Genomic DNA, 20,475 nt, shown 5'->3' on the forward strand with positions numbered 1-20,475 from the left:
CCTCTTTCCTACGCAAGTTAAGCGCAGATCAGGAGAGGCTACCCCTACATGAATCTCGACAAAGCCGGATGGCTCAACAAAGTGCCCGAGGTGACGCTGTCATTCTGGGTGATCAAGATTCTGTCGACGACGGTGGGTGAAACCGGCGCGGACTTTCTGGCAGTGGATGCCGGTTTCGGCGCTGCCTGGACGAGCATCGGCATGGCCGTTCTGCTAGCGCTCGCGTTGTTTTTTCAGCTGCGCACCAACGCTTACTCCCCCCCGATCTACTGGTTAACCGTAGTGCTGGTGAGCATTGTCGGGACGCAGATCACTGACATCATGACCGACATGCTCGACATCAGCCTGTACACCAGCACGGCAGTCTTCGCGGTTCTGCTGACGATCAACTTCCTTGTCTGGTATGCCGTGGAACACAACCTGTCGATCCGCGAAATCGTCACCCCTCGACGAGAGCTTTTCTATTGGGCGACTGTGCTATGCACCTTTGCCCTCGGAACCGCTGCGGGCGACTTGGCCACTGAAGCGCTAGGCCTGGGTTTCACTTTAGGCGCGATGATTTTCGGTGGGCTGATCGCCGCAACGCTGGTGGCTTGGCGCTTGGGCGGCAATGTCGTGTTGACCTTTTGGATCGCCTACATCCTTACCCGTCCATTTGGCGCCTCCCTCGGCGATCTGCTGACTCAGGCTAAAACCTATGGGGGGCTCGGCATGGGCGCCGCTTGGACGAGTGCTATTTTCCTTTGCGTCATTGTTCTTTTGGTCGCGGTCGCGCAGATCACTGTTGGCAACCGTAAAACCGCCCATCAATAAATTGTCAGAATCCATCAAGGAATCATCATGCGCACCTTTCAAAATGTGATCCGCCACGTTGCTATTGTGTCATCGATCTTTTTGCTCAGCATCGCCGCCGGCTGCTCGAAACCCGCCGACAAACCGGGCTCTGGTGCGCCGACCACCTCGACGAGCGCGCCTGCGCAGTCGGGTTCCAGGTTGGGCGATCTGTCGGAGTTTCGCGCCACCGCTGCTGATGTCGCAGTGCTCGTCGATAAAAATGACCTGCCCGGCGCGAAAGCCCGCATAAAAGACCTGGAAACTTCCTGGGATTCCGCCGAAGCTGGCATCAAGCCTCGCGCCGCCAGTGATTGGCACGTGCTGGACAAAGCCATCGACCGGGCACTTGATGCCCTGCGCACCAACTCGCCAAAGCAGAGCGATTGCAAAGCGGCGATGGATGATCTGCTCAAAGCGTTCGATTCGATGAAAGACAAGCACTGATCGACAGGCGCACATTGGGTTGATTCGGCAGCGGACTTTTTTTTGCGGAGTGATCAATGCGGATATTGCTGGTTGAAGACGACCCCATGATTGGTGATGCCATTCAAGGCGCGCTCAATGACGCCAGCTACGCCGCAGACTGGGTGAAAAACGGACTCACTGCCCTTGCGGCGTTGGAAACCCAAGCCTATGACCTGGTGCTTCTGGATCTCGGCTTGCCGGGCAAAGACGGGCTCGATGTGCTTGATGGTATTCGCGCACGCAACAACCCGGTGCCGTTGCTGATCATCACCGCAAGAGATGGACTCGATGAACGCCTGCGCGGCCTCGACGCTGGCGCCGACGACTTCTTGCTCAAACCCTTTGCCATGGCAGAGTTGCTGGCCCGCATGCGCGCCGTTTTACGCCGCAAAGGCGGGAGTGCCCGGTCAGTGCTGGACAACGGTGTGGTGTCGCTGGACCTCGTATCCAAATTAGCGACGACTGCGCACACGCCTGAGGTCCAGCTGTCCAGCCGCGAGTTCGCCCTGCTACAGGCCCTATTAATCCGACCCGGCGCCATTCTCTCGCGCAGTGAGCTGGAAGACCGCATTTACGGCTGGGACAATGAAGTGGAGAGCAACGCAGTAGAATTTCTGATTCATGCGCTGCGGCGAAAACTGGGGAACCATGTCATCAAGAATGTCCGGGGAATGGGATGGATGGTTTTAAAAAACGCTTGAACGATTCGGTACAGGTGCGGTTGTCCGTAACACTGTCGCTGGCGATCCTGATCGTGGCGGTACTGGCAGGCATGTTCGCGTTCATTTCTGCGATCAACGAGTCGCACGAAATGCAGGACGAGACCTTGCGTCAAGTAGCTATCCTGTTTGATCGGCAAAAGATGACTTTGCACTACCCGGTGGTGGAACAGGTCGCTGGCGACGACGAAGAATCCAGGATTATCGTGCAGTATCTTGCCGATAGCAGTAACGCAAACGGTAGGGGCGACGCAACAACACCGCTGCCTTTTCCTGCAACACTGGCCGATGGCTTGTCGACCTTGAGCGTCACGGGCGAGAATTTTCGCGTGTTGGTCAGAACAACGGTTGGTGGCGAACGTATCGTTGTTGCCCAGGAAGCCGACGTGCGTGAGAAAGAAGCGCGAAAGAGCGCATGGCGCAGTCTTCTGCCGTTTCTCATTCTTTTTCCAGTGTTGCTGCTGGTGGTGAGAGATCTGGTGCGCAAACTGTTCCGTCCCATTGCAATTCTCTCGGAGGATATCGACCAGCGCGACGAACAAGCGCTACATCCTATCGACGATCATCATCTGCCAAGCGAGATCCGACCCTTCGTCGTGGCGATCAATCGATTATTGGCGCGCGTCTCGCAATCCATGGAGGTCCAGCGTCGCTTCATCGCTGACGCCGCCCACGAACTGCGTTCCCCAATGACGGCCTTGTCACTGCAAGCGGAGCGATTGTCCGTTATAGAAATGTCGACTGCGGCCCACGAGCGTTTCTTGCCACTGTCACTGGGCATTGAGCGCAGCAGAAATTTGATCGATCAAATGCTGGCGTTAGCTGCAGCTCAATCGAGCCTGGATCGAAAACCAACATCAGTTTCAGTCCATAACGTTTTTCGACGGGTTCTAGAAGATTTGCTGCCTCTTGCAGAGCGCCGGCACATCGATGTGGGTGCTCAAAGTTTTGACGACATACAAGTGGTTGGAAACGAGATGGATCTCTTCATTCTGGTCAGGAACCTTGTGGACAACGCGATCCGTTATACGCCAACGGGTGGGCGAGTTGACCTGGCGGTCGACTCGGCGTTTGACAAAGTGATACTTGAAGTCAAGGACTCAGGCCCAGGTATCTGCGCAGAAGAACAGTTGCTGGTGTTTGATCCGTTTTACCGCAGCTTGGGGACCGAGGAGGCAGGCTCTGGCCTGGGTTTAGCTATCGTCAAGGCGATTGCAGATCGTCTGGGGGCGCAAATACGATTGAGTTTTGCGGATGAGATGAGCAAGAGCGGGTTATGTGTATCGGTCTTGCTAAACAGAGGAAGATGAGGCCAGTAATTCGCTCACCGCAACAAATGCACTAGCATGGCGATGAGTGCGCAGGCCATTAGCACCTGAATGACAATTCGCGCCACACCCTTATTCATTGGGTCGTTCCTCTTCGCGAGCACGCTGTTTTTTGTTCTGATAGTTAGTGATCTCGTGCGACCGTTGCAATTGAAAAGATCGGTGCAAGTAAAACAGGCATTTTTACACGGATTCAAACCATGATTTGGTGTAACGTTTAGAGACTAATCATACCGAGGTTTTCCATGTCCAAACTTGCCGAATTTCGTCAACTCGAAAAACACCTCGCTGAACAACTCCAAGCACTCGAAGCACTGAAGGGTGATGCTGGCCTTAAGAAAGAAATCGAATTTGAAACGAAGCTGCGTGATCTGCTCGCGAAATACGGTTACAGCCTCAAGGACGTCATCAGTCTTTTGGATTCCCAATCCGGTCGACGCTCGCCTGTAGCCGCGCCCAAAGCAGGCACTCGCAAGGCTCGCCAGGTGAAGGTCTATAAGAACCCGCACACCGGTGAAGTAATTGAAACGAAGGGTGGCAATCACAAGGGTTTGAAAGAATGGAAAGCTGATCACGGTGCAGCTACCGTCGAGTCCTGGCTGGCCAAATGAGTTTGGTTTGAATACAAATGGGCCCCCAAAGGGCCCTTTTTTTCGTCTGGGTTTATCCAGGACCGGCCTTAACCTGGTCACTCATAAGTTAATCCATGAAGTGCACTTACAACCGGCTCACTGCTGAACCGTCGTGATCATGCTTGCGTGGCAGTCACGCAGTCATCGGGTGGCAAGCGATCTCCCCTCAATGCATCACATGGTTGGGCGTGCACTGATTGGTCTGATTCTGGTGGCGCTGATTCCTGCTGGCACTTGGGTTATCGCCGTGGCGGTGCTGCTTGGGCGTTGGGGATTTATCGCAACGGCTGCGCCAGTGGGCTGGTGGAGTTGGATCGCGCACGTCCTGCCAGATCATGCCGAGGCGGGCGGTGGACTGATGGTGGCAATCGTGCAGCTGGCCATCGCAGTGGGCTCCACCGTGGGTGGCGTACTGTTTGACACGCTCGGCTACCAAAGCACTTTCATCGCTAGCGCAGCGCTACTGATGTTAGCCGCCTTGTTGACGTTTCTCACTTCACGTTCCCCGGTCCAGCCATCAGAAATCGGGCGGTAGAAAAAGCAACCGAATGTGAGAAAGTTCTGCAGAACCCCCTCCCTCATTCGTAAAGATTGCATCCTCGCGAGCTTCAAAAACGTATTGTGACGACTACCGCGCTTTCAGACGTGTAGGTGCGGCGGCGGGTCGGACTGCATAATTGCGGCGGGAGCTATTCCGGTACAGAAGCGTGCGTTTGAGAGTTGAAGCCTTGGAGGATTCTTGAGTACTAACATCATCACTGTCGAGGGCCATGTGGCTCTCAAGCAAGAGCTCGATTATCTTTGGAGAGAGAAGCGCCCAGATACGACCAGAAAGGTCACCTGGGCTGCATCGCTGGGGGATCGGAGTGAGAACGCTGATTACCAGTACAACAAAAAGCTTCTGAGGGAAATCGATCGACGGGTCCGGTACCTGCGTAAGCGGCTGGAAGATGTGCGAGTGGTTCACTATTCTCCCGAGCAGGAGGGTAGGGTATTTTTTGGTGCGTGGGTTGAGGTTGAAAACGAGGCCGGTGAGCTCAAGAAATTCAGAGTCGTTGGCTACGATGAAATCTACGGTCGAAACGATTACATCTCTATCGACTCTCCTATGGCTCGTGCGCTTTTGAAAAAAGAGGTGGGGGATGAGGCCACTGTGCAGACTCCAAATGGAGATATTCTGTGGTGGATAAACTCAGTGACGTATCGCAACTAGTATGAAGTTATGAGTCTGCCTCCTGTGAGGGGAAGGCGCGAGTCCATCAACCCTCGCGCAAGACTGTCAGGGGGCTGGCATTCAAGGCGCGACGGGTGCCGAACACACCGGCGCCGCCGATCAGCAAGGCACCGATCAATGGCAGCACCAGCAACCAGGGATGCGGGTGCCACGGCAGGTCGAATGCGTAGCGGTACAGCACCAGACTCACCAGTTCCGAACCCAGCGCTGCCAGCAATCCGCTGACCGCGCCAAGAACGCCGAACTCGATCCGCCGCGCCTTGACCAGCAACTGTCGCTCGGCCCCCAGTGCCCGTAGCAATGCGCCCTGACGGATGCGCTCATCCAGCGTCGCTTGCAGGCCCGAGAACAACACCGCCATTCCCGCCGCCAACACGAACAACAACACGTATTCCACCGCCAGGGTGACTTGCGCGAGGATGCTGCGCAGTTGCTCCAGCAGCGCTTCGACTTGCAGGATGGTCACCGCCGGAAAGGCTCGGGACAGGTCGACGATCTGCTGATCGTGACCGGCCGCGAGGTAGAAGCTGGTCAGGTAGGTGGCCGGCAAATCCTTCAGTGTTCCCGGCTGGAATATCATGAAAAAGTTCGGCTGGAAGTTGTCCCAGTTGATGTCCCGCAGGCTGGAGACTTTCGCTTCGCGATTGACTCCACCGACGGTAAACACCAGGTGATCGCCCAGTTTGAGTTTCAGGCTCTCGGCGACTTTACCTTCTACCGACACGCCGGGAACATCATCCGGTGCCTGTGCGCTCCACCAGTTGCCGGAAGTGAGCGTGTTACCTGCCGGGAGGTCCGCGGCCCAGGTCAGGCTGAGGTCGCGCTGGATTGCGCGATCACCGGCCGAGTCCTTGCTGACGATGTCCTGCACCGCCGCCCCGTTGATGCTGATCAGCCGTCCCGGGACCACCGGGTAGAGAGGCGCCGATTGCGCCGACAGTTCGACCAGGCGATCGGTGAAGGCCTGTTTGTCTGCCGGCAGGATGTTTAGTGCGAAGTAGTTCGGCGCGTCTTTTGGCAACTGATTTTGCCAGGTATCCAGCAATTCGCCGCGCAGCAGGGCGATCAAGGCCATGGACAGCAGGATCAAACCGAACGCCAGGGATTGCCCGGCGGCGGCCAGTGGATGGCGCAGCAATTGGCCCAATCCTAGACGCCAGGGCAGCGAAGCGCGCGCGAGCATCCGGCGCAGGCTCTTCAGCAGCATTAACAGCAAACCGCCCAGCACCAGCGCTGCAATGACACCGCCGCCGAGCAGGGCGAAGGTCAGGACCAGGTCCAGGCTCAGGCGCCACATGATCAAGCCGAGTGCACCGAGTGCTGCGCCGTAAACCATCCAGGTGCTGGACGGAATGGGCAGCATGTCCCGACGCAGCACGCGCAGCGGCGGAACCCGACCCAGCGCAGCCAGTGGCGGCAAGGCAAACCCCGCCAGCGCTACCAGCCCGGTGCCGATCCCGGCGATGGCCGGGAACAGACCGCCCGGTGGCACGTCGGTCGGCAATAAATCATGCAGCAGGGCAAACAGGCCCAGTTGCGCCAGCCAGCCAATCAGGGCGCCGCTGAGGCTGGCCAACAGTCCCAGCACCGTCAGCTGCACACTGAACAGCAGCATGGTTTCCCGACGAGACAAACCCAGGCAGCGCAACAATGCGCTGGCATCGAAGCGGCGGGTGGCGAAACGTGTCGCCGACAGCGCCACCGCGACGCCGGACAACAGCACCGCGACCAGGCTGGCCATGTTCAAGTAACGTTCGGCCTTGCCCAGCGCACCACCGATCTGCCGGTTGCCGTCGCGCGCATCCTGGATGCGCTGGTTGGCGGCGAGGCCGGGTTTGATCAATTGACGGTAGGTTTCCAGCGCTTCGGCCTTGCCGCGCCAGAGTTCGCGGTAGCTGACCCGGCTGCCTGGCTGCACCACGCCAGTCGCGGCGAGGTCGCTGAGGTTGATTAGTACCCGTGGCGTCAGACTGTAGAAATTGCCGGCGCGGTCGGGTTCGTAGGTCAGCACGCGTGCCAGTTTCAGGGTGCGCATACCGACGTCGATGCTGTTGCCGATCTTCAGATCCAGCGCGGTCAGCAATCGCGCTTCGACCCAGGCCTCGCCGGGTTTCGGTCCGCCACCGGATTCTTCCGGGGCAAAAGGCGCCGGGGCGCTTTTCAGTTCGCCGCGCAATGGATAGACGTCGTCGGCGGCTTTGATGCTCGACAGCTGAATGCCGTTGTCGGTCGCGATGACGCTGGAAAATTCCACCACCTGCGCGTGTTCAAGGCCCAGGTCGGTGCCGCTTCTGATCTGTTCGGGGCGCGCCGGTGAACTGCCTTCAAGCAACAGGTCGGCGCCGAGGAATTCAGTGGCGCGCAGCATCATCGCGCCGTTCAGGCGGGCGCCGAAATAACCGATGGCGGTACTCGCCGCTACTGCCACCACCAGGGCGAAGAACAACACCCGCAACTCGCCGGCGCGGGCGTCGCGCAGCAGTTGGCGGATGGCAATACTGAACAGGCGCAACAGCGGCAGGCGTGCCATCAAGGCTCCAGAGGGGCGACCAGCAGGCCGGCTTCAAGGCGGATCAGGCGCCGGCAACGATGTGCCAGGCGTTCATCGTGAGTCACCAGCACCAGGGTCGTGCCGCGCTCCTTGTTCAGTTCGAACAGCAAGTCGCTGATGCGCTCGCCGGTGTGGCTGTCGAGGTTGCCGGTGGGTTCGTCGGCGAACAGCACGTCGGGTTCGGCGGCAAACGCACGGGCAATCGCCACGCGTTGCTGTTCACCCCCGGAGAGCTGGCGTGGCGAGTGGGTGAGGCGCTGGCCCAGGCCGACGCGTTGCAGCAGTTCGGTGGCGCGCTCACGGGCGTCTTTGCGGCCATCGAGCTCCAGCGGCAGCATGACGTTTTCCAGCGCGTTGAGACTGTCGAGCAGTTGGAAGGACTGAAATACAAAACCGACGTGTTCGGCGCGGATGCGCGCACGCTGGTCTTCATCGAGATTGCTCAGGCCTTGGCCGGCGAGGGTCACTTCGCCACTGCTTGGCAAGTCGAGGCCGGCGAGCAGGCCGAGTAGGGTGGATTTGCCGGAACCGGACGCGCCCACGATGGCCAGGCTGTCGCCCTTGTTCAGTTCCAGGCTGAGTTCGTGCAGGATAGTCAGTTCACCTTCCGCGCTGGGAACCACTTTGCTGAGGTTCTTCGCGGTGAGAATGCTTGCGCCCATGGAGAATCCGATGCGTGTGTGGTTTTTGAGTGCTGGCCTGGCCTTGATGTGCATGGCCCAGAACGCAGCGGCGGGTACAGTCCTGATCGTTGGCGATAGTATCAGCGCCGGTTTCGGACTGGATACCCGCTTGGGGTGGGTGTCGTTGCTTGAGCAACGGCTCAAGCGCGACGGTTTCGACGATAAGGTGGTCAACGCGTCTATCAGTGGCGACACCAGTGCCGGAGGCCAGGCGCGCCTGCCGGCGCTGCTTGCAGAGCATAAGCCGGAACTTGTAATCCTCGAATTGGGCGGCAACGACGGCCTGCGCGGAATGCTGCCAACGCAATTGCAACAAAACCTTGCAGCGATGATCGACAGCTCCAAAGCCAGCGGCGCCAAAGTGTTGTTGCTCGGCATGCAACTGCCTCCCAACTACGGCGCGCGCTACACCAAGGCGTTTGCCGAGGTGTTCGGTAACGTGGCCAACGAGAAAAAAATTCCGCTGGTGCCGTTTTTTCTCGACGGCGTGGGCGGTCATCCGGAACTGATGCAAGCTGACGGACTGCACCCGGCTGTCGGGGCCCAGGACAAGTTGCTGGAAAATGTCTGGCCGACACTGAAACCGCTGCTTTGACGCTTTTCTAGTGGCGGTGTTTCGGCTAAGGTGGCGCCCCCGATTTGGAGCCCCCGATGCCGCGTCCTGCCTGGTCCCTTTTTGCTTACCAACTGATCGAGCCTGACGAACAGCTGGATCTGTTCGCCTGCCAGGAAGTGCGGGTGCACCTGGTGACCCGGCAGTTGGAGCTGGGCGGCTCGGCTGATCGAACCTTGTGCGGAAGCTTGCTGCCGGCGCAGCCGCGCTGGTCGAGTGTCGAGCGTCGAGTGTTTCAGGATCAGCGCCTGTGCTCGTTGTGTCGGGCGATCCTGGAATCGCAGAAGCGCGGTACTTCGCCGATCTGGCCGGAGTTGCGGTTCGAGCTGTGATGGCGCGGCATCCCGCCTGTAGGTGCGAGCTTGCTCGCGAAAAACGTCCAGGCAACGCGTTCATTCAGGCAGCACGCGTTATCGTTGACGCCCAGCGCGAGCGAGCTCGCTCCTACGGGGCGGCGTACGCGTTCAGATTTTGATCGGGCAGTGCGCGCTCTATCGGTGCATCTCCCCGAATACCGGAGCTGCGGTGTACAATCGCGTTCTTATACCCAGTCGATCATGCGAAGGATTTTCCGGATGTTGCCGCGCTTTCCTGCCGTCACCCGCTGCCTGACACTTGCCGCCCTTTGTGCCGCAGGCCCCGCAGCAGCATTGGAGTTGCCCCTGCCCCCGCCCGGTGAAGACATCATCGGCCAGGTTCAGGTCATCAAGGCCAAGTACGAAGACACCTTCGCCGACCTTGGCACCACTTACGATCTGGGTTACTCGGAAATGGTCGCGGCCAACCCCGGCGTCGATGCCTGGTTGCCGGGCGCCGGCACTGAAATCGTGCTGCCGACGCGCTTCATCCTGCCGCCGGGACCGCGTGAAGGTATCGTCATCAACCTGGCCGAATACCGTCTCTATTACTATCCGAAAGGCCGGAACGTGGTTTACACCTTCCCGCTGGGTATCGGTCGTGAGGGTTGGGGTTCTCCAATCGCTCACACCACCATCACGGCTAAGACGCCGAACCCGACCTGGACCCCTCCAGCCTCGATCAAGGCCGAGCACCTGGCGGATGGCGATCCGCTGCCGAACGTCGTGCCGGCCGGCCCGGATAACCCGCTGGGGCCGTTCAAGTTCACCTTGGGTACACCGGGCTACCTGATCCACGGGTCGAACAAGAAGTTCGGCATTGGCATGCGCACCAGCCACGGTTGCTTCCGCATGTTCAACAACAACGTACTGGAGATGGCTACCATGGTGCCGGTGGGGACGTCGGTGCGCATCATCAACGACGCCTACAAGTTCGGTAAAAGTGGTGGCAAGGTTTACCTGGAGGCGCATACGCCGCTGGATGACAAAGGCAACCCGTCGGTGGTCGACAAGCACACCGCGGTGATCAACGCGATGCTCAAGCGTGAAGACGTCACCAACAACCTGCGGATGAACTGGGACGTGGTCCGTGATGTAGTCGCGGCTGAAGACGGTTTGCCGGTGGAGATCGGCGTGCCGAACGGTTCAGCGCCGATGGTCACGAGCGTGCCGCTCGATCCATTGCAGTAAGGCTCGAACAGAACCCGCCTATGCTGGCTGCGTAGGCGGGTTTTTTATGGCGGGTACAAAACCACCGCGCATAAAAAAGCCGACCCAAATTGGGTCGGCTTGATAACAATCCCGAAGGACTATTACTTGCGGCTAGCTTTGTCCAGCATGCGCAGAGCGCGCTCGTTAGCTTCGTCAGCAGTCTGTTGTGCTTTTTGAGCAGCAGCCAGAGCTTCATCAGCTTTACGGTAAGCTTCGTCTGCACGAGCCTGGGAGCGAGCTGCTGCGTCTTCAGTAGCAGTCAGACGTGCTTCGGTTTCTTTCGATACGCTGCTGCAACCGGTAGCCAGAACTGCGGCCAGAGCCAGAGCAGAGAATTTCAGAACGTTGTTCATCGTGTTCCCCTTCAAGGACTTTCTATTAAGTAGCTGTCTCCTCAGAGTGAGGAAATAGCCGGCGTACATACTACCCATTACTTGTCGTAAGTAAACTGACGTAAAGCAAGAAGCAAAAAAAATTGTAGGCGTTGATTCTTTTTCGAGCAACTTTTACTTGCGTTTGATTAAAAAATATCCAGCTGCAAGGCCCGAGCTGAGCGAGTTGGCACGAAAAAGTTCCCGGAAACGCGACTGCTTTTGTGGACTTGGCTAAAGTCTGTGTATATGGATTCGTCTACACTTATGTTCGCGATTTGCGCGGCACCTCTCAACTCTTTCTTCTAGTTGAGGTGACTTAAAAGAAGGGCGCTCGTCTCAAGTCTCAACATCCGGCAATGTTCAGGCGATCGACCCGCAGAGAGCTTCGGTCGAGCCGCCCCTGCGTCACCCGGAGCGACACCTGTCAAACCTTGCGTAATGACGAGCGTATCTTGAGCATTTTTGCCAATGGTGCCTACTATTTGATACGTGCTCGGTTGCGCGAGATCGGTGTAGCTTTTCTCGGTGTCCATTCAGGCACGGGGTGGCGTAGATGTTCCTTCGCCGGACAAACATCGGTAAGGTAGGGGTCAGAATCAAAGACCCGCGAGGAGTAGTGATGAGTGAGGCGTTGTCCATCCACCATGACCAGGCTGGTCATCAGTTCGAGACCAATGTGGACGGTCATCGTGCCTACCTGACCTATATGGATCTGGGGAAACAGACCCTGGATATTTACCGCACCTTCGTGCCCAACGCCTTGCGTGGCCGTGGCATTGCAGCGGCATTGACCGAACAGGCGCTGCAGTATGCTGAGGAAATGGGCTACACGGTGATTCCATCGTGCTCCTACGTGGAGCGCTACATGGAGCGTCATCAGCGGCATGCGGCCAAGCTGAGCCAGTAAAACGAACGCTTAAAAAAACGCCGGGTATAGCCCGGCGTTTTTTTGTGCGCTGAAAAGTGATCAGGTCCGATCGCGCTTCGGCAGCACATCCTTGAGCTTGGCATGCATGCTGCGCAAGGTGGTTTCGGTAGCGGCCCAGTCGATGCAGGCATCGGTGATTGACACGCCATATTGCAGGTCGGCGAGGTCTTTCGGAATGGCCTGGCAGCCCCAGTTCAGGTGACTTTCGACCATCAGGCCAATGATCGACTGGTTGCCTTCGAGGATCTGGTTGGCCACGTTCTCCATCACCAGCGGTTGCAGCGCCGGGTCCTTGTTGGAGTTGGCGTGGCTGCAGTCAACCATGACGTTCGGCTTGATCTTCGCCTTGTTCAGCGCCTGCTCGCACAGGGCGACGCTGACCGAGTCGTAGTTCGGCTTGCCGTTGCCGCCGCGCAATACGACGTGACCGTAGGCATTGCCCTTGGTGGTGACGATCGACACGCCACCTTCCTGGTTGATCCCGAGGAAACGATGCGGGCTGGAAACCGATTGCAGAGCGTTGATCGCAACGGTCAGTCCACCGTCGGTGCCATTCTTGAAGCCGACTGCCGAGGACAGGCCGGAGGCCATTTCACGGTGAGTCTGGGATTCGGTAGTGCGCGCGCCAATGGCCGACCAGCTGATCAGGTCCTGCAGATATTGCGGGGAAATTGGGTCAAGGGCTTCAGTGGCGGTCGGCAGGCCCATTTCGGCCAGGTCCAGCAGCAACTGACGACCGATGTGCAGACCGTCCTGAATCTTGAACGAGTCGTCGAGGTACGGATCGTTGATCAAGCCTTTCCAGCCGACGGTGGTGCGTGGCTTCTCGAAATACACGCGCATGACCAGATACAAGGTATCGGACACTTCCGCCGCCAGTACCTTCAGGCGCTCGGCGTATTCGTGGGCAGCCTTGATGTCGTGGATCGAGCACGGCCCGATGACGACAAACAAACGGTGATCGGTGCCATCAAGAATGTTGCGAATGACTTCGCGACCCTTGGTGACGGTGCGCAGGGCAGCGTCGCTCAGAGGGATATCACGCTTGAGCTGGTCAGGAGTGATCAGCGTTTCGTTGGAGGCGACGTTTAGGTCGTTGATCGGTAAATCAGCCATCGTTTACTCGTCAGGTCACGGGTGCCTTCCGCCAGCGAACCCGCGCGGCGGAGCACAGCAAATTAAGCGCGTCGGGGAGCGGAACCTTAGCGCGTTACACCGTGGCTCGACAATGGGCAGACGGCGTTTTCAGGGGCATTCGGTACGAATTGATAACGCCGGCTAATCCAGTACAGCCTGCGCGAATGCCTTGCTAACCGTGTCCTGGGAAAACTCGTCGGCATGTTGCTGGACCCATTCAAGGGCCCGTGCCTGGGTTTTGTGCAGATCATCATGGGCGTCATGCAGGCGGCAGTAACGTTCGATCTGGCACACCTGTTCGCCCATCCGGGCACTGAACATCATCTGCTCATCGACAAAAGCGATGCCCACCAGGTAACCGCGCTTGCGCCGCAGGCACCAGGCTACATAGCCCAGATAACGCAAATCGGGGTTCAAAGTCGGGATGCGCACTTCCAGCGCCGTACCGTGGCGCCAGGCGCGGTGGTAATTGCAAGCCATGCCCCCGAGGCTGATAGTGTGCAGCCGTTGCCGCGAAATGCAGGCATGATCGAGCAACGTTAATTCAACAGGCACATCGTCAGGATGAGGAATAAAACGTCCCATGAGCACGGACTCCATGTGTCGGCCATCTGACATTGTTTCACCCAGTATAGTGGTCGAATTGGAGCTGACCGATTTCGACGCCGACCAACGGTTGCTGGCGATGCCCGGCGTATCGCTGGTTATTTTCACCAGCGTCGGCTGTGCCAGTTGCCGATTTGCCCGTGCGCAATTGCCAAGTCTTGCTCTGGAAGTCGATCGCGTGTGCTGGATCGATGCCGGGGACAATGGCGGGGTGGCCGAGCGTTATCAGGTCTTTCATTTGCCGGCGCTGTTTGTGGTGCGCGACGGTGAGTTCTTCGGAGCACTAAACTCACGCCTGACCGCTACCGAGCTCAATGAAGCCGTGCTGCAGGCGTTGACGAGAACAGCAGAGGAGTTGCCATGACGGGTGCAGTTGCCAAGCCGACCATCGGTATTATCGGAACCGGTGCTATCGGCGGGTTTTACGGGGTGATGCTGGCGCGTGCCGGGTTCGATGTGCATTTTCTGTTGCGCAGCGAGTTTTCAGCGGTGGCGGGGCGCGGCATTCAAATCGACAGTGCGCCGCACGGCGTGCTGACGTTGAATCCGGTTCAAGCTTATTCGTCCGCCGAAGACATGCCACCCTGCGACTGGCTGCTGGTCGGGGCGAAGACCACCAGTAACGCCGATCTGGCGCCGTCGATCATTCAGGCTGCCGCGCCGAACGCCAAGGTTCTGTTGCTGCAAAACGGCCTTGACGTCGAAGACAGTCTGCGTGAATTACTCCCGGACTCTCTGCACCTGCTCGGCGGCCTTTGTCTCATCTGCGTCCATCGCACCGGGCCGGGCCGGGTCACTCATCAGGCCCTCGGCGCGGTAAATGTCGGCTACCACAGCGGTCCTGCCAGCGATGAAACGGCGCGCATGGCGATTGTGGAGGAGGGCGCCACGTTGTTCCGCAGCGCCGGTATCGATTCTCAGGCCATGCCCAACCTGCACCAGGCACGCTGGCAGAAACTGGTCTGGAATATTCCTTACAACGGCCTGTCGGTACTGCTCGGGGCGGGCACTGCACCGTTGATGGCCGATGCCGACAGTCGGCAACTGATCAAGGACTTGATGGCCGAAGTCGTGCTGGGCGCCAAGGCCTGTGGTCACGACATGCCCGCCGGTTACGCCGACTTTCTGTTGATAATGACCGAGAAAATGCCGGACTACTGGCCGAGCATGTACCACGATTTTCTGCACAAGCGACCGCTGGAACTGGCGGCAATTTATGCCCGGCCACTGGCAGCCGCCAAGGCAGCGGGATGCCAATTGCCACGGATCGAAGCGTTGTACCGCAGTCTGAGTTTTATCGATCGAGGCAACACCTGAGTCGATCAACCCGAGGGGGAAGGGCATGGCCAAGACGATTGACGACAAACTGGTGCTGGCGATTTCTTCGCGCGCGCTGTTCGACCTGAGCGAAAGCCACAAGGTCTATCTGTCGAGCGGCGTCGAGGCGTACCGGCAATATCAGATCGAGCACGAAGAAGAAATTCTCGAGCCGGGAGACGCATTCCCGCTGGTTGAAAAACTCCTCAACCTGAACACCCGTCTGGGTCGCGCCAGGGTCGAAGTGATCCTGGTGTCGCGTAACAGCGCCGACACAGGGCTGCGGGTGTTCAACTCGATTCACCACTACGGGTTGGCGATTTCTCGCGCGGCATTTGTCGGTGGACGCAGCCCGTATCCGTATCTCAAGGCGTTTGGATGCGACCTGTTTCTGTCGACCCATGCCGAAGACGTGCGCAGCGCGCTGGATGCCGGGTTTGCGGCGGCGACCATCCTCTCGGGCGGTGCCAGCCGTGCCGCCAGCGATGAACTGCGGATTGCCTTTGACGGTGACGCGGTGCTGTTTTCCGACGAGTCTGAGCGGGTTTATCAGGCCAGCGGCCTCGAAGCGTTTCAGGCCAGCGAGCGTGAAAGTGCCCGCGAGCCGCTGCGTGGCGGGCCGTTCAAAGGCTTTCTCGCGGCGCTCAATCTGTTGCAGCGTGAGTTCCCGGAGGACGCTTGCCCGATCCGCACTGCGTTGGTCACCGCACGTTCGGCGCCGGCGCATGAGCGGGTGATCCGCACGTTGCGCGAGTGGGATATACGTCTGGATGAATCGCTGTTTCTCGGCGGCCTGACCAAGTCCGCCTTTCTCGAAGCCTTTGCCGCCGACGTGTTTTTCGACGATCAGGCCGGTCATTGCGAGTTGGCCCGCGAGGTGGTTGCTACCGGCCATGTGCCGCATGGCATAAGCAACGAGCAAAAGGTTTAAGCCCACGGTTCAACGCGTTACGCGGGGCGTCGTACTCGCCAAGGCACTGCTAAGCTGAATCAAATCTCCGCCATGTTGGTATTCAAGGAGGTCATATGATTCGTTCGATGCTGTATGCCACTGACCTCGGCCTGTACGCCCCTTTGGTGATGCAGCATGCCTTGGCGCTGGCGCGCACCTTCAATGCCGACCTGTACGTGGTGCACGCCGTCGAACCCATGGGGCTGTTTGCCGAGTCGGTGCTACAGAGTTATCTCGATGAGCAGGCGCTGAACGATTTCCACAGCCAAGGCTTGAGCACGGTCATCGCCAATATCGAGCAGCGTGTGCTCGACAGCTTTCGTGAGGAACTGGGGGACGAAGGCGAGCAGGACCTGGAGCGGATTCAAGCGGTGCGGGTGATTCAGGGCGATCCGTCGCAGGTGATTCTCGACCAGGCGCAGAAACTCTCTGTGGATTTGTTGATCGTAGGAAGTCACAGCCATGGTGCTGGCGCGGAAACGCCCCTGGGCAGGACCGCAGCGCGGGTATTGCAGTTGGCTCGGGTGCCGGTCTATCTGGTGCCGCTGGTGGAGCGGCGCCGTCAAGGGGATCGCTAGTGTGTAAATAGTGGCGGTCTGATAAAAAAGTTCTAGATTTATTATTCAAACCATTAATATAGTTATATACCGTCGCTGATGCCCGTGGCGTCTACCTGCTTTGAGGGATACATATGAAGCTTCAACAATTGCGCTACATCTGGGAAGTGGCGCACCACGACCTCAACGTCTCCGCTACAGCCCAAAGCCTTTACACCTCGCAACCGGGTATCAGTAAACAGATCCGCCTGCTGGAAGACGAACTGGGCGTCGAGGTGTTTGCCCGCAGCGGCAAACACCTGACCCGCGTCACCCCGGCCGGCGAGCGAATCATCACCACCGCTGGCGAGATCCTGCGCAAGGTTGAAAGCATCAAGCAGATCGCCCAGGAGTTCTCCAACGAGAAGAAAGGCACCCTGTCGATCGCCACGACCCACACCCAGGCGCGTTATGCGTTGCCGCCGGTGATCAGCAATTTCATCAAGCAATACCCGGACGTTGCGCTGCACATGCACCAGGGCTCGCCGATGCAGATCGCCGAAATGGCGGCGGACGGCACCGTCGATTTCGCCATCGCCACCGAAGCCCTCGAGCTGTTCGGTGATCTGGTGATGATGCCGTGTTATCGCTGGAACCGGTGCGTGGTCGTGCCTCAGGGCCACCCACTGACCAAAGTGTCGAAGCTGACCCTCGAAGCCTTGGCTGAATACCCGATCGTGACTTACGTGTTCGGTTTCACCGGCCGCTCGAAGCTCGACGAGGCATTCAGCCATCGCGGCCTGACCCCGAAAGTGGTGTTCACCGCCGCCGACGCCGACGTGATCAAGACTTACGTTCGCCTGGGCCTGGGCGTGGGCATCGTCGCGAAAATGGCGGTCGACGCCAAACTCGACAGCGACCTCGTCATGCTCGACGCCAGCGATCTGTTCGAATCCAGCATCACCAAAATCGGTTTCCGTCGCGGCACCTTCCTGCGTGGCTTCATGTGCGACTTCATCGAGAAGTTCGCCCCGCACCTGACCCGCGAAGTCATGGCCAAAGCCATCCAGTGCCACAACAAGCAGGAACTGGAAGAGCTGTTCGACGGCGTCGAACTGCCGGTCCATTAATTTCCGGTTTCAGACCACCTCGGTAACGGAAAACTGTTGCCGAGCGCCCGCCACCAAAATCTCCACCTCGTCCCCTTCGAACTTGCCCAGCAGGCTTTTGCCCAGCGGTGAGCGAGGGGTGATGACGGTAATCATCTGCCCTACCAGATCGACCTTCAGTCCCGCTGCATCCGGGGCGAGAAACAGCCATTGCTCGCGACCCTTTTCGTCTTCGAGACCGAGCAGGGCGCCGACTTCGATGCCACGTTGATCGTCGTAAGGCCGCAGCGACAGGTTCTGGCACAGCACCAGCGACTGCCGGATTTCTTCCACGCGTTTCGCCTGTCCTGCCGCCAGGTATGACGCCTCCAGCCCGAGCGTGTCGTACTTGTTCTCGGCGATGTTCTCTTCGTGGGTCGCGGTTTCGTAGGCGGTTTGCGCGGCACGCTCGGCAATGTCGAGGTCGATCCGCAGCTTGTCGATAATCAATTGGTGGACGATCTGTTTGTTCATGATCAATCGCAGAATTGCAAAACGTTGGCGCGGCTTTTTTCACTCGGTGCCGTGCGGTCCTGTTGCAGCCAGAACTGGCAATTGGGGTTCGACAGATTGCGCTTGCTGCTGCGCGCCTGATCGAGCCGTTGGGCCTGTTCGTTCTTGCGCAGGTTCTGTTCGTATTGATCGAACAGCGGGCTCTGCGGCGGAATGTCTGGCACCGGTTGCGCCACCATGGGTGGTTTGGCCAATTGCTCGACCGCTTGCGCCACCGGCGCCAATTGCTCGCTGAACAGCAGGCGTGAAGCGAGCCAGCAGGTCAGCGCGATGGCCAGAAATCCTAGCCACATACCGAGGGCAATGCTGCCGGTCAGTTGCAGGGCGTTGAGCTGGATTGGCAAGCGGCGGCGCGGGTTGGGACGGTAGGGCATGACTGCCTCCTGGCGGTGGTCGCGGGCGAGTGGCGATTGTCGCATGAAGATTAATCGCCGTCGGCTCTTCTGCACGGGGTAATTTACGCGGACAATCGGCGCCTTTGCCAACGCAAGCCTGGAATGCCTGAAATGCCTCAATTGAAAAGCCGCTGGGATATTTTTTGCACCGTGGTCGACAACTTTGGCGACATCGGCGTGACCTGGCGCCTGGCCCGACAACTGGTGGCCGAGCATGCACTTGAGGTTCGTTTGTGGGTCGACGACCTGCGGGCTTTCGAGCGTCTCTGCCCGGACATCGATATTCAGGCTGCGCAGCAATGGCAGGAAGGTGTCGACGTCCGGCAATGGCCTGTGGACGGGCTCCCCACCGACGCCGCTGATGTGGTGATCGCTGCATTTGCCTGCCAATTGCCGAGTGCTTACATGGACGCCATGGCCGCGCGGAAAAAACCACCGCTGTGGCTGAACCTCGATTACTTGAGCGCCGAGGATTGGGTCATCGGCTGCCACGGCTTGCCCTCGGTGAAATACAAAAGCGTGCAGAAATACTTTTTCTTTCCGGGATTCCACAAGGGTACCGGCGGCTTGCTGCGTGAACGCGGATTGCTCGAACGACGTCGGCAATTTCAACAAAGCCCCGAGGCGCAACGGGCATTCCTGCAGGGTTTAGGCATTGACCGTGCGCAGGATGCGCAGCTGATCTCGCTGTTTGCCTACGAGAATGCCGGGCTGGCCAGTTGGCTGGAAGTGATGGCAGCCGATCCGGCGCCCACACATTTATTGGTGCCCGAAGGACGGATTCTGGGGGATGTCGAGCGCTGGCTCGGTGTTGAGGGGTTGGCGGCAGGTGCCTTGCATGTGCGTGATGCCTTGACCGTGCAAGTGCTGCCGTTTGTCCGGCAGGATCAATATGACAAGCTGCTGTGGTGCTGCGATTTCAACGCCGTGCGCGGCGAAGATTCGTTCGTCCGGGCGCAATGGGCGGGCCGGCCACTGCTCTGGCACATCTATCGCCAGGACGAAGACATCCACCTGGACAAGCTCGACGCCTTCCTTTCGCTGTACACAAATGGCCTGTCCGCGCCGGCACGCGAGGCGATCAGCGGTCTTTGGCGGAAGTGGAATGCCGGGCATGATATGTCGGATGACTGGCTGACCACTCGTAAACACTGGCCGGAACTGCAAAAACATGCCGAAGCGTGGTGTCTGGAACAAGCCTTGCAGGCGGATCTTGCCGCAGCGCTGGTACAGTTTTACCTAAATTGGATATGATACGCGGCCTAGATTTTTGTAAATCCCATCCAAATTCGGATATTCGCAATGAAAACTGGTAAAGAACTGAAACCCGGTATGGTGATCCGTCTCGAAAACGATCCTTGGCTGGTTCAGAAAGCTGAATTCACCAAGTCGGGTCGTAACAGCGCGATCATGAAGACCAAGCTGAAAAACCTGCTGACCGGTTACAAGACCGAGATCGTTTACAGCGCTGACGACAAACTGGACGACGTAATCCTCGACCGCAAAGAAGCGACCCTGTCCTTCATCAGCGGCGACTCCTACACGTTCATGGACACCACCGACTACACCATGTACGAGCTGAACGCTGAAGACATCGAAGCCGTTCTGCCTTTCGTTGAAGAAGGCATGACCGATGTTTGCGAAGCGATCTTCTTCGAAGAGCGTCTGGTGTCCGTAGAGCTGCCGACCACCATCGTGCGCGTCGTTGACTACACCGAAGGTTCCGCTCGCGGTGACACTTCCGGCAAGGTCATGAAGCCAGCCAAGCTGAGCAACGGTACCGAGCTGCAAGTAGCTGACTTCATCGAAATCGGTGACAAGATCGAGATCGACACCCGCGAAGGCGGTTCCTACAAAGGCCGTGCTAAATAAGCACCGCTTCAGGAATGAAAAAGCCCGACCATTGAGTCGGGCTTTTTTGTGCGTGCCGCACATGTACGCG

General features: G+C 58.4%; 24 protein-coding genes and 1 pseudogene. 18 read left to right on the plus strand and 7 right to left on the minus strand.

Translation table 11 applies throughout. From position 1 onward, the window contains the following. The first annotated feature begins 48 nt into the window (after positions 1–48). From ACYZT4_RS03025 to greB, 7 genes and pseudogenes are all read left to right on the plus strand, one after another. The gene (locus ACYZT4_RS03025; protein ID WP_461985129.1) at positions 49–813 is read left to right on the plus strand and encodes a COG4705 family protein; all 765 of its coding nucleotides are present in this window, start codon (positions 49–51) and stop codon (positions 811–813) included. 27 nt (positions 814–840) lie between these two features. Beyond that, complete coding sequence (locus tag ACYZT4_RS03030; protein WP_461985131.1) at positions 841–1,278, plus strand: hypothetical protein; 438 nt, start codon at positions 841–843, stop codon at positions 1,276–1,278. 56 nt (positions 1,279–1,334) lie between these two features. Next, positions 1,335–2,000, plus strand: a complete 666-nt coding sequence (locus ACYZT4_RS03035) for a response regulator (RefSeq protein ID WP_461985133.1) — start codon at positions 1,335–1,337, stop codon at positions 1,998–2,000. Next, a complete protein-coding gene (locus ACYZT4_RS03040; protein WP_461985135.1) occupies positions 1,976–3,328 on the plus strand; it encodes an ATP-binding protein in 1,353 nt (450 codons plus the stop codon). The genes ACYZT4_RS03035 and ACYZT4_RS03040 overlap by 25 nt, the downstream gene beginning before the upstream one ends. A gap of 263 nt (positions 3,329–3,591) precedes the next feature. Next, complete coding sequence (locus tag ACYZT4_RS03045; RefSeq protein ID WP_461985137.1) at positions 3,592–3,957, plus strand: histone-like nucleoid-structuring protein, MvaT/MvaU family; 366 nt, start codon at positions 3,592–3,594, stop codon at positions 3,955–3,957. Between the two features lie 265 nt (positions 3,958–4,222). Beyond that, positions 4,223–4,513 (plus strand): annotated as a pseudogene (locus ACYZT4_RS03050) (MFS transporter); the annotation flags it as partial. A gap of 204 nt (positions 4,514–4,717) precedes the next feature. Then, entirely contained in the window at positions 4,718–5,191 is a 474-nt protein-coding gene (gene greB / locus ACYZT4_RS03055) for a transcription elongation factor GreB (RefSeq protein WP_461985139.1), read from the plus strand. 46 nt (positions 5,192–5,237) lie between these two features. On the opposite strand, the gene ACYZT4_RS03060 is transcribed toward greB, so the two are convergent. Continuing rightward, positions 5,238–7,742 (minus strand): ABC transporter permease, encoded by a 2,505-nt coding sequence (locus ACYZT4_RS03060; RefSeq protein WP_461985140.1) that lies wholly within the window; start codon positions 7,740–7,742, stop codon positions 5,238–5,240. Continuing rightward, positions 7,742–8,425 carry an ABC transporter ATP-binding protein gene (locus tag ACYZT4_RS03065; RefSeq protein WP_007939984.1) on the minus strand — a complete coding sequence of 228 codons (684 nt, stop codon included), beginning with the start codon at positions 8,423–8,425 and terminating at the stop codon, positions 7,742–7,744. Before ACYZT4_RS03065 ends, ACYZT4_RS03060 begins: the two co-directional genes overlap by 1 nt. A 10-nt stretch (positions 8,426–8,435) precedes the next feature. Here ACYZT4_RS03065 and ACYZT4_RS03070 point away from each other — a divergent pair, with 10 nt between their 5' ends. The 3 genes from ACYZT4_RS03070 (at position 8,436) to ACYZT4_RS03080 (ending at position 10,606) form a co-directional block, all read left to right on the plus strand. Beyond that, a complete protein-coding gene (locus ACYZT4_RS03070) occupies positions 8,436–9,041 on the plus strand; it encodes an arylesterase (protein ID WP_461985142.1) in 606 nt (201 codons plus the stop codon). Positions 9,042–9,097: 56 nt separating this feature from the next. Further along, positions 9,098–9,391 (plus strand): hypothetical protein, encoded by a 294-nt coding sequence (locus ACYZT4_RS03075; RefSeq protein WP_123432651.1) that lies wholly within the window; start codon positions 9,098–9,100, stop codon positions 9,389–9,391. 243 nt (positions 9,392–9,634) lie between these two features. Beyond that, the gene (locus ACYZT4_RS03080; protein WP_461985143.1) at positions 9,635–10,606 is read left to right on the plus strand and encodes a L,D-transpeptidase family protein; all 972 of its coding nucleotides are present in this window, start codon (positions 9,635–9,637) and stop codon (positions 10,604–10,606) included. Positions 10,607–10,728: 122 nt separating this feature from the next. Here the strand turns inward: ACYZT4_RS03080 and oprI are convergent, their stop codons facing one another. Continuing rightward, on the minus strand, positions 10,729–10,980 hold the full coding sequence (gene oprI, locus ACYZT4_RS03085) for an outer membrane lipoprotei OprI (RefSeq protein WP_002553018.1): 252 nt from the start codon (positions 10,978–10,980) through the stop codon (positions 10,729–10,731). A 640-nt stretch (positions 10,981–11,620) separates the two neighbouring features. On the opposite strand from oprI, the gene ACYZT4_RS03090 reads away from it, so the two are divergent. Beyond that, entirely contained in the window at positions 11,621–11,908 is a 288-nt protein-coding gene (locus tag ACYZT4_RS03090; protein WP_020800382.1) for a GNAT family N-acetyltransferase, read from the plus strand. A 60-nt stretch (positions 11,909–11,968) separates the two neighbouring features. On the opposite strand, the gene ACYZT4_RS03095 is transcribed toward ACYZT4_RS03090, so the two are convergent. Both ACYZT4_RS03095 and ACYZT4_RS03100 read right to left on the minus strand, forming a co-directional pair. Next, positions 11,969–13,045 carry a 3-deoxy-7-phosphoheptulonate synthase gene (locus ACYZT4_RS03095; RefSeq protein WP_461985145.1) on the minus strand — a complete coding sequence of 359 codons (1,077 nt, stop codon included), beginning with the start codon at positions 13,043–13,045 and terminating at the stop codon, positions 11,969–11,971. 162 nt (positions 13,046–13,207) lie between these two features. Next, positions 13,208–13,651: a PilZ domain-containing protein gene (locus ACYZT4_RS03100; protein WP_461985147.1), complete on the minus strand. Its 444-nt coding sequence runs from the start codon at positions 13,649–13,651 to the stop codon at positions 13,208–13,210. Between ACYZT4_RS03100 and ACYZT4_RS03105 the strand changes: the two genes are divergently transcribed. The 5 genes from ACYZT4_RS03105 to cysB all read left to right on the plus strand — a co-directional run bounded on the left by ACYZT4_RS03105 (position 13,650) and on the right by cysB (position 17,607). After that, positions 13,650–14,036 carry a thioredoxin family protein gene (locus ACYZT4_RS03105; RefSeq protein WP_461985149.1) on the plus strand — a complete coding sequence of 129 codons (387 nt, stop codon included), beginning with the start codon at positions 13,650–13,652 and terminating at the stop codon, positions 14,034–14,036. The two genes, ACYZT4_RS03100 and ACYZT4_RS03105, sit on opposite strands and share 2 nt — an antisense overlap. Continuing rightward, a complete protein-coding gene (locus tag ACYZT4_RS03110) occupies positions 14,033–14,989 on the plus strand; it encodes a putative 2-dehydropantoate 2-reductase (protein WP_461985151.1) in 957 nt (318 codons plus the stop codon). The genes ACYZT4_RS03105 and ACYZT4_RS03110 overlap by 4 nt, the downstream gene beginning before the upstream one ends. A gap of 25 nt (positions 14,990–15,014) precedes the next feature. Beyond that, positions 15,015–15,920 carry a 5'-nucleotidase gene (locus tag ACYZT4_RS03115; RefSeq protein ID WP_461985152.1) on the plus strand — a complete coding sequence of 302 codons (906 nt, stop codon included), beginning with the start codon at positions 15,015–15,017 and terminating at the stop codon, positions 15,918–15,920. 95 nt (positions 15,921–16,015) lie between these two features. Further along, complete coding sequence (locus tag ACYZT4_RS03120) at positions 16,016–16,519, plus strand: universal stress protein (protein ID WP_461985153.1); 504 nt, start codon at positions 16,016–16,018, stop codon at positions 16,517–16,519. Between the two features lie 113 nt (positions 16,520–16,632). Then, positions 16,633–17,607, plus strand: coding sequence for an HTH-type transcriptional regulator CysB (gene cysB / locus ACYZT4_RS03125; RefSeq protein WP_010461327.1), 975 nt, complete (start codon positions 16,633–16,635; stop codon positions 17,605–17,607). Positions 17,608–17,616: 9 nt separating this feature from the next. On the opposite strand, the gene ACYZT4_RS03130 is transcribed toward cysB, so the two are convergent. After that, positions 17,617–18,099, minus strand: a complete 483-nt coding sequence (locus ACYZT4_RS03130) for a GreA/GreB family elongation factor (protein WP_461985155.1) — start codon at positions 18,097–18,099, stop codon at positions 17,617–17,619. Between the two features lie 2 nt (positions 18,100–18,101). Beyond that, positions 18,102–18,512: a hypothetical protein gene (locus ACYZT4_RS03135; protein WP_461985157.1), complete on the minus strand. Its 411-nt coding sequence runs from the start codon at positions 18,510–18,512 to the stop codon at positions 18,102–18,104. A 132-nt stretch (positions 18,513–18,644) separates the two neighbouring features. On the opposite strand from ACYZT4_RS03135, the gene earP reads away from it, so the two are divergent. Then, entirely contained in the window at positions 18,645–19,787 is a 1,143-nt protein-coding gene (gene earP, locus ACYZT4_RS03140) for an elongation factor P maturation arginine rhamnosyltransferase EarP (protein ID WP_461985159.1), read from the plus strand. A 48-nt stretch (positions 19,788–19,835) separates the two neighbouring features. Further along, a complete protein-coding gene (locus ACYZT4_RS03145) occupies positions 19,836–20,405 on the plus strand; it encodes an elongation factor P (protein WP_223483792.1) in 570 nt (189 codons plus the stop codon). The last annotated feature ends 70 nt before the right edge of the window (positions 20,406–20,475 follow it).

The organism is Pseudomonas sp. GB2N2, from assembly GCF_054897705.1.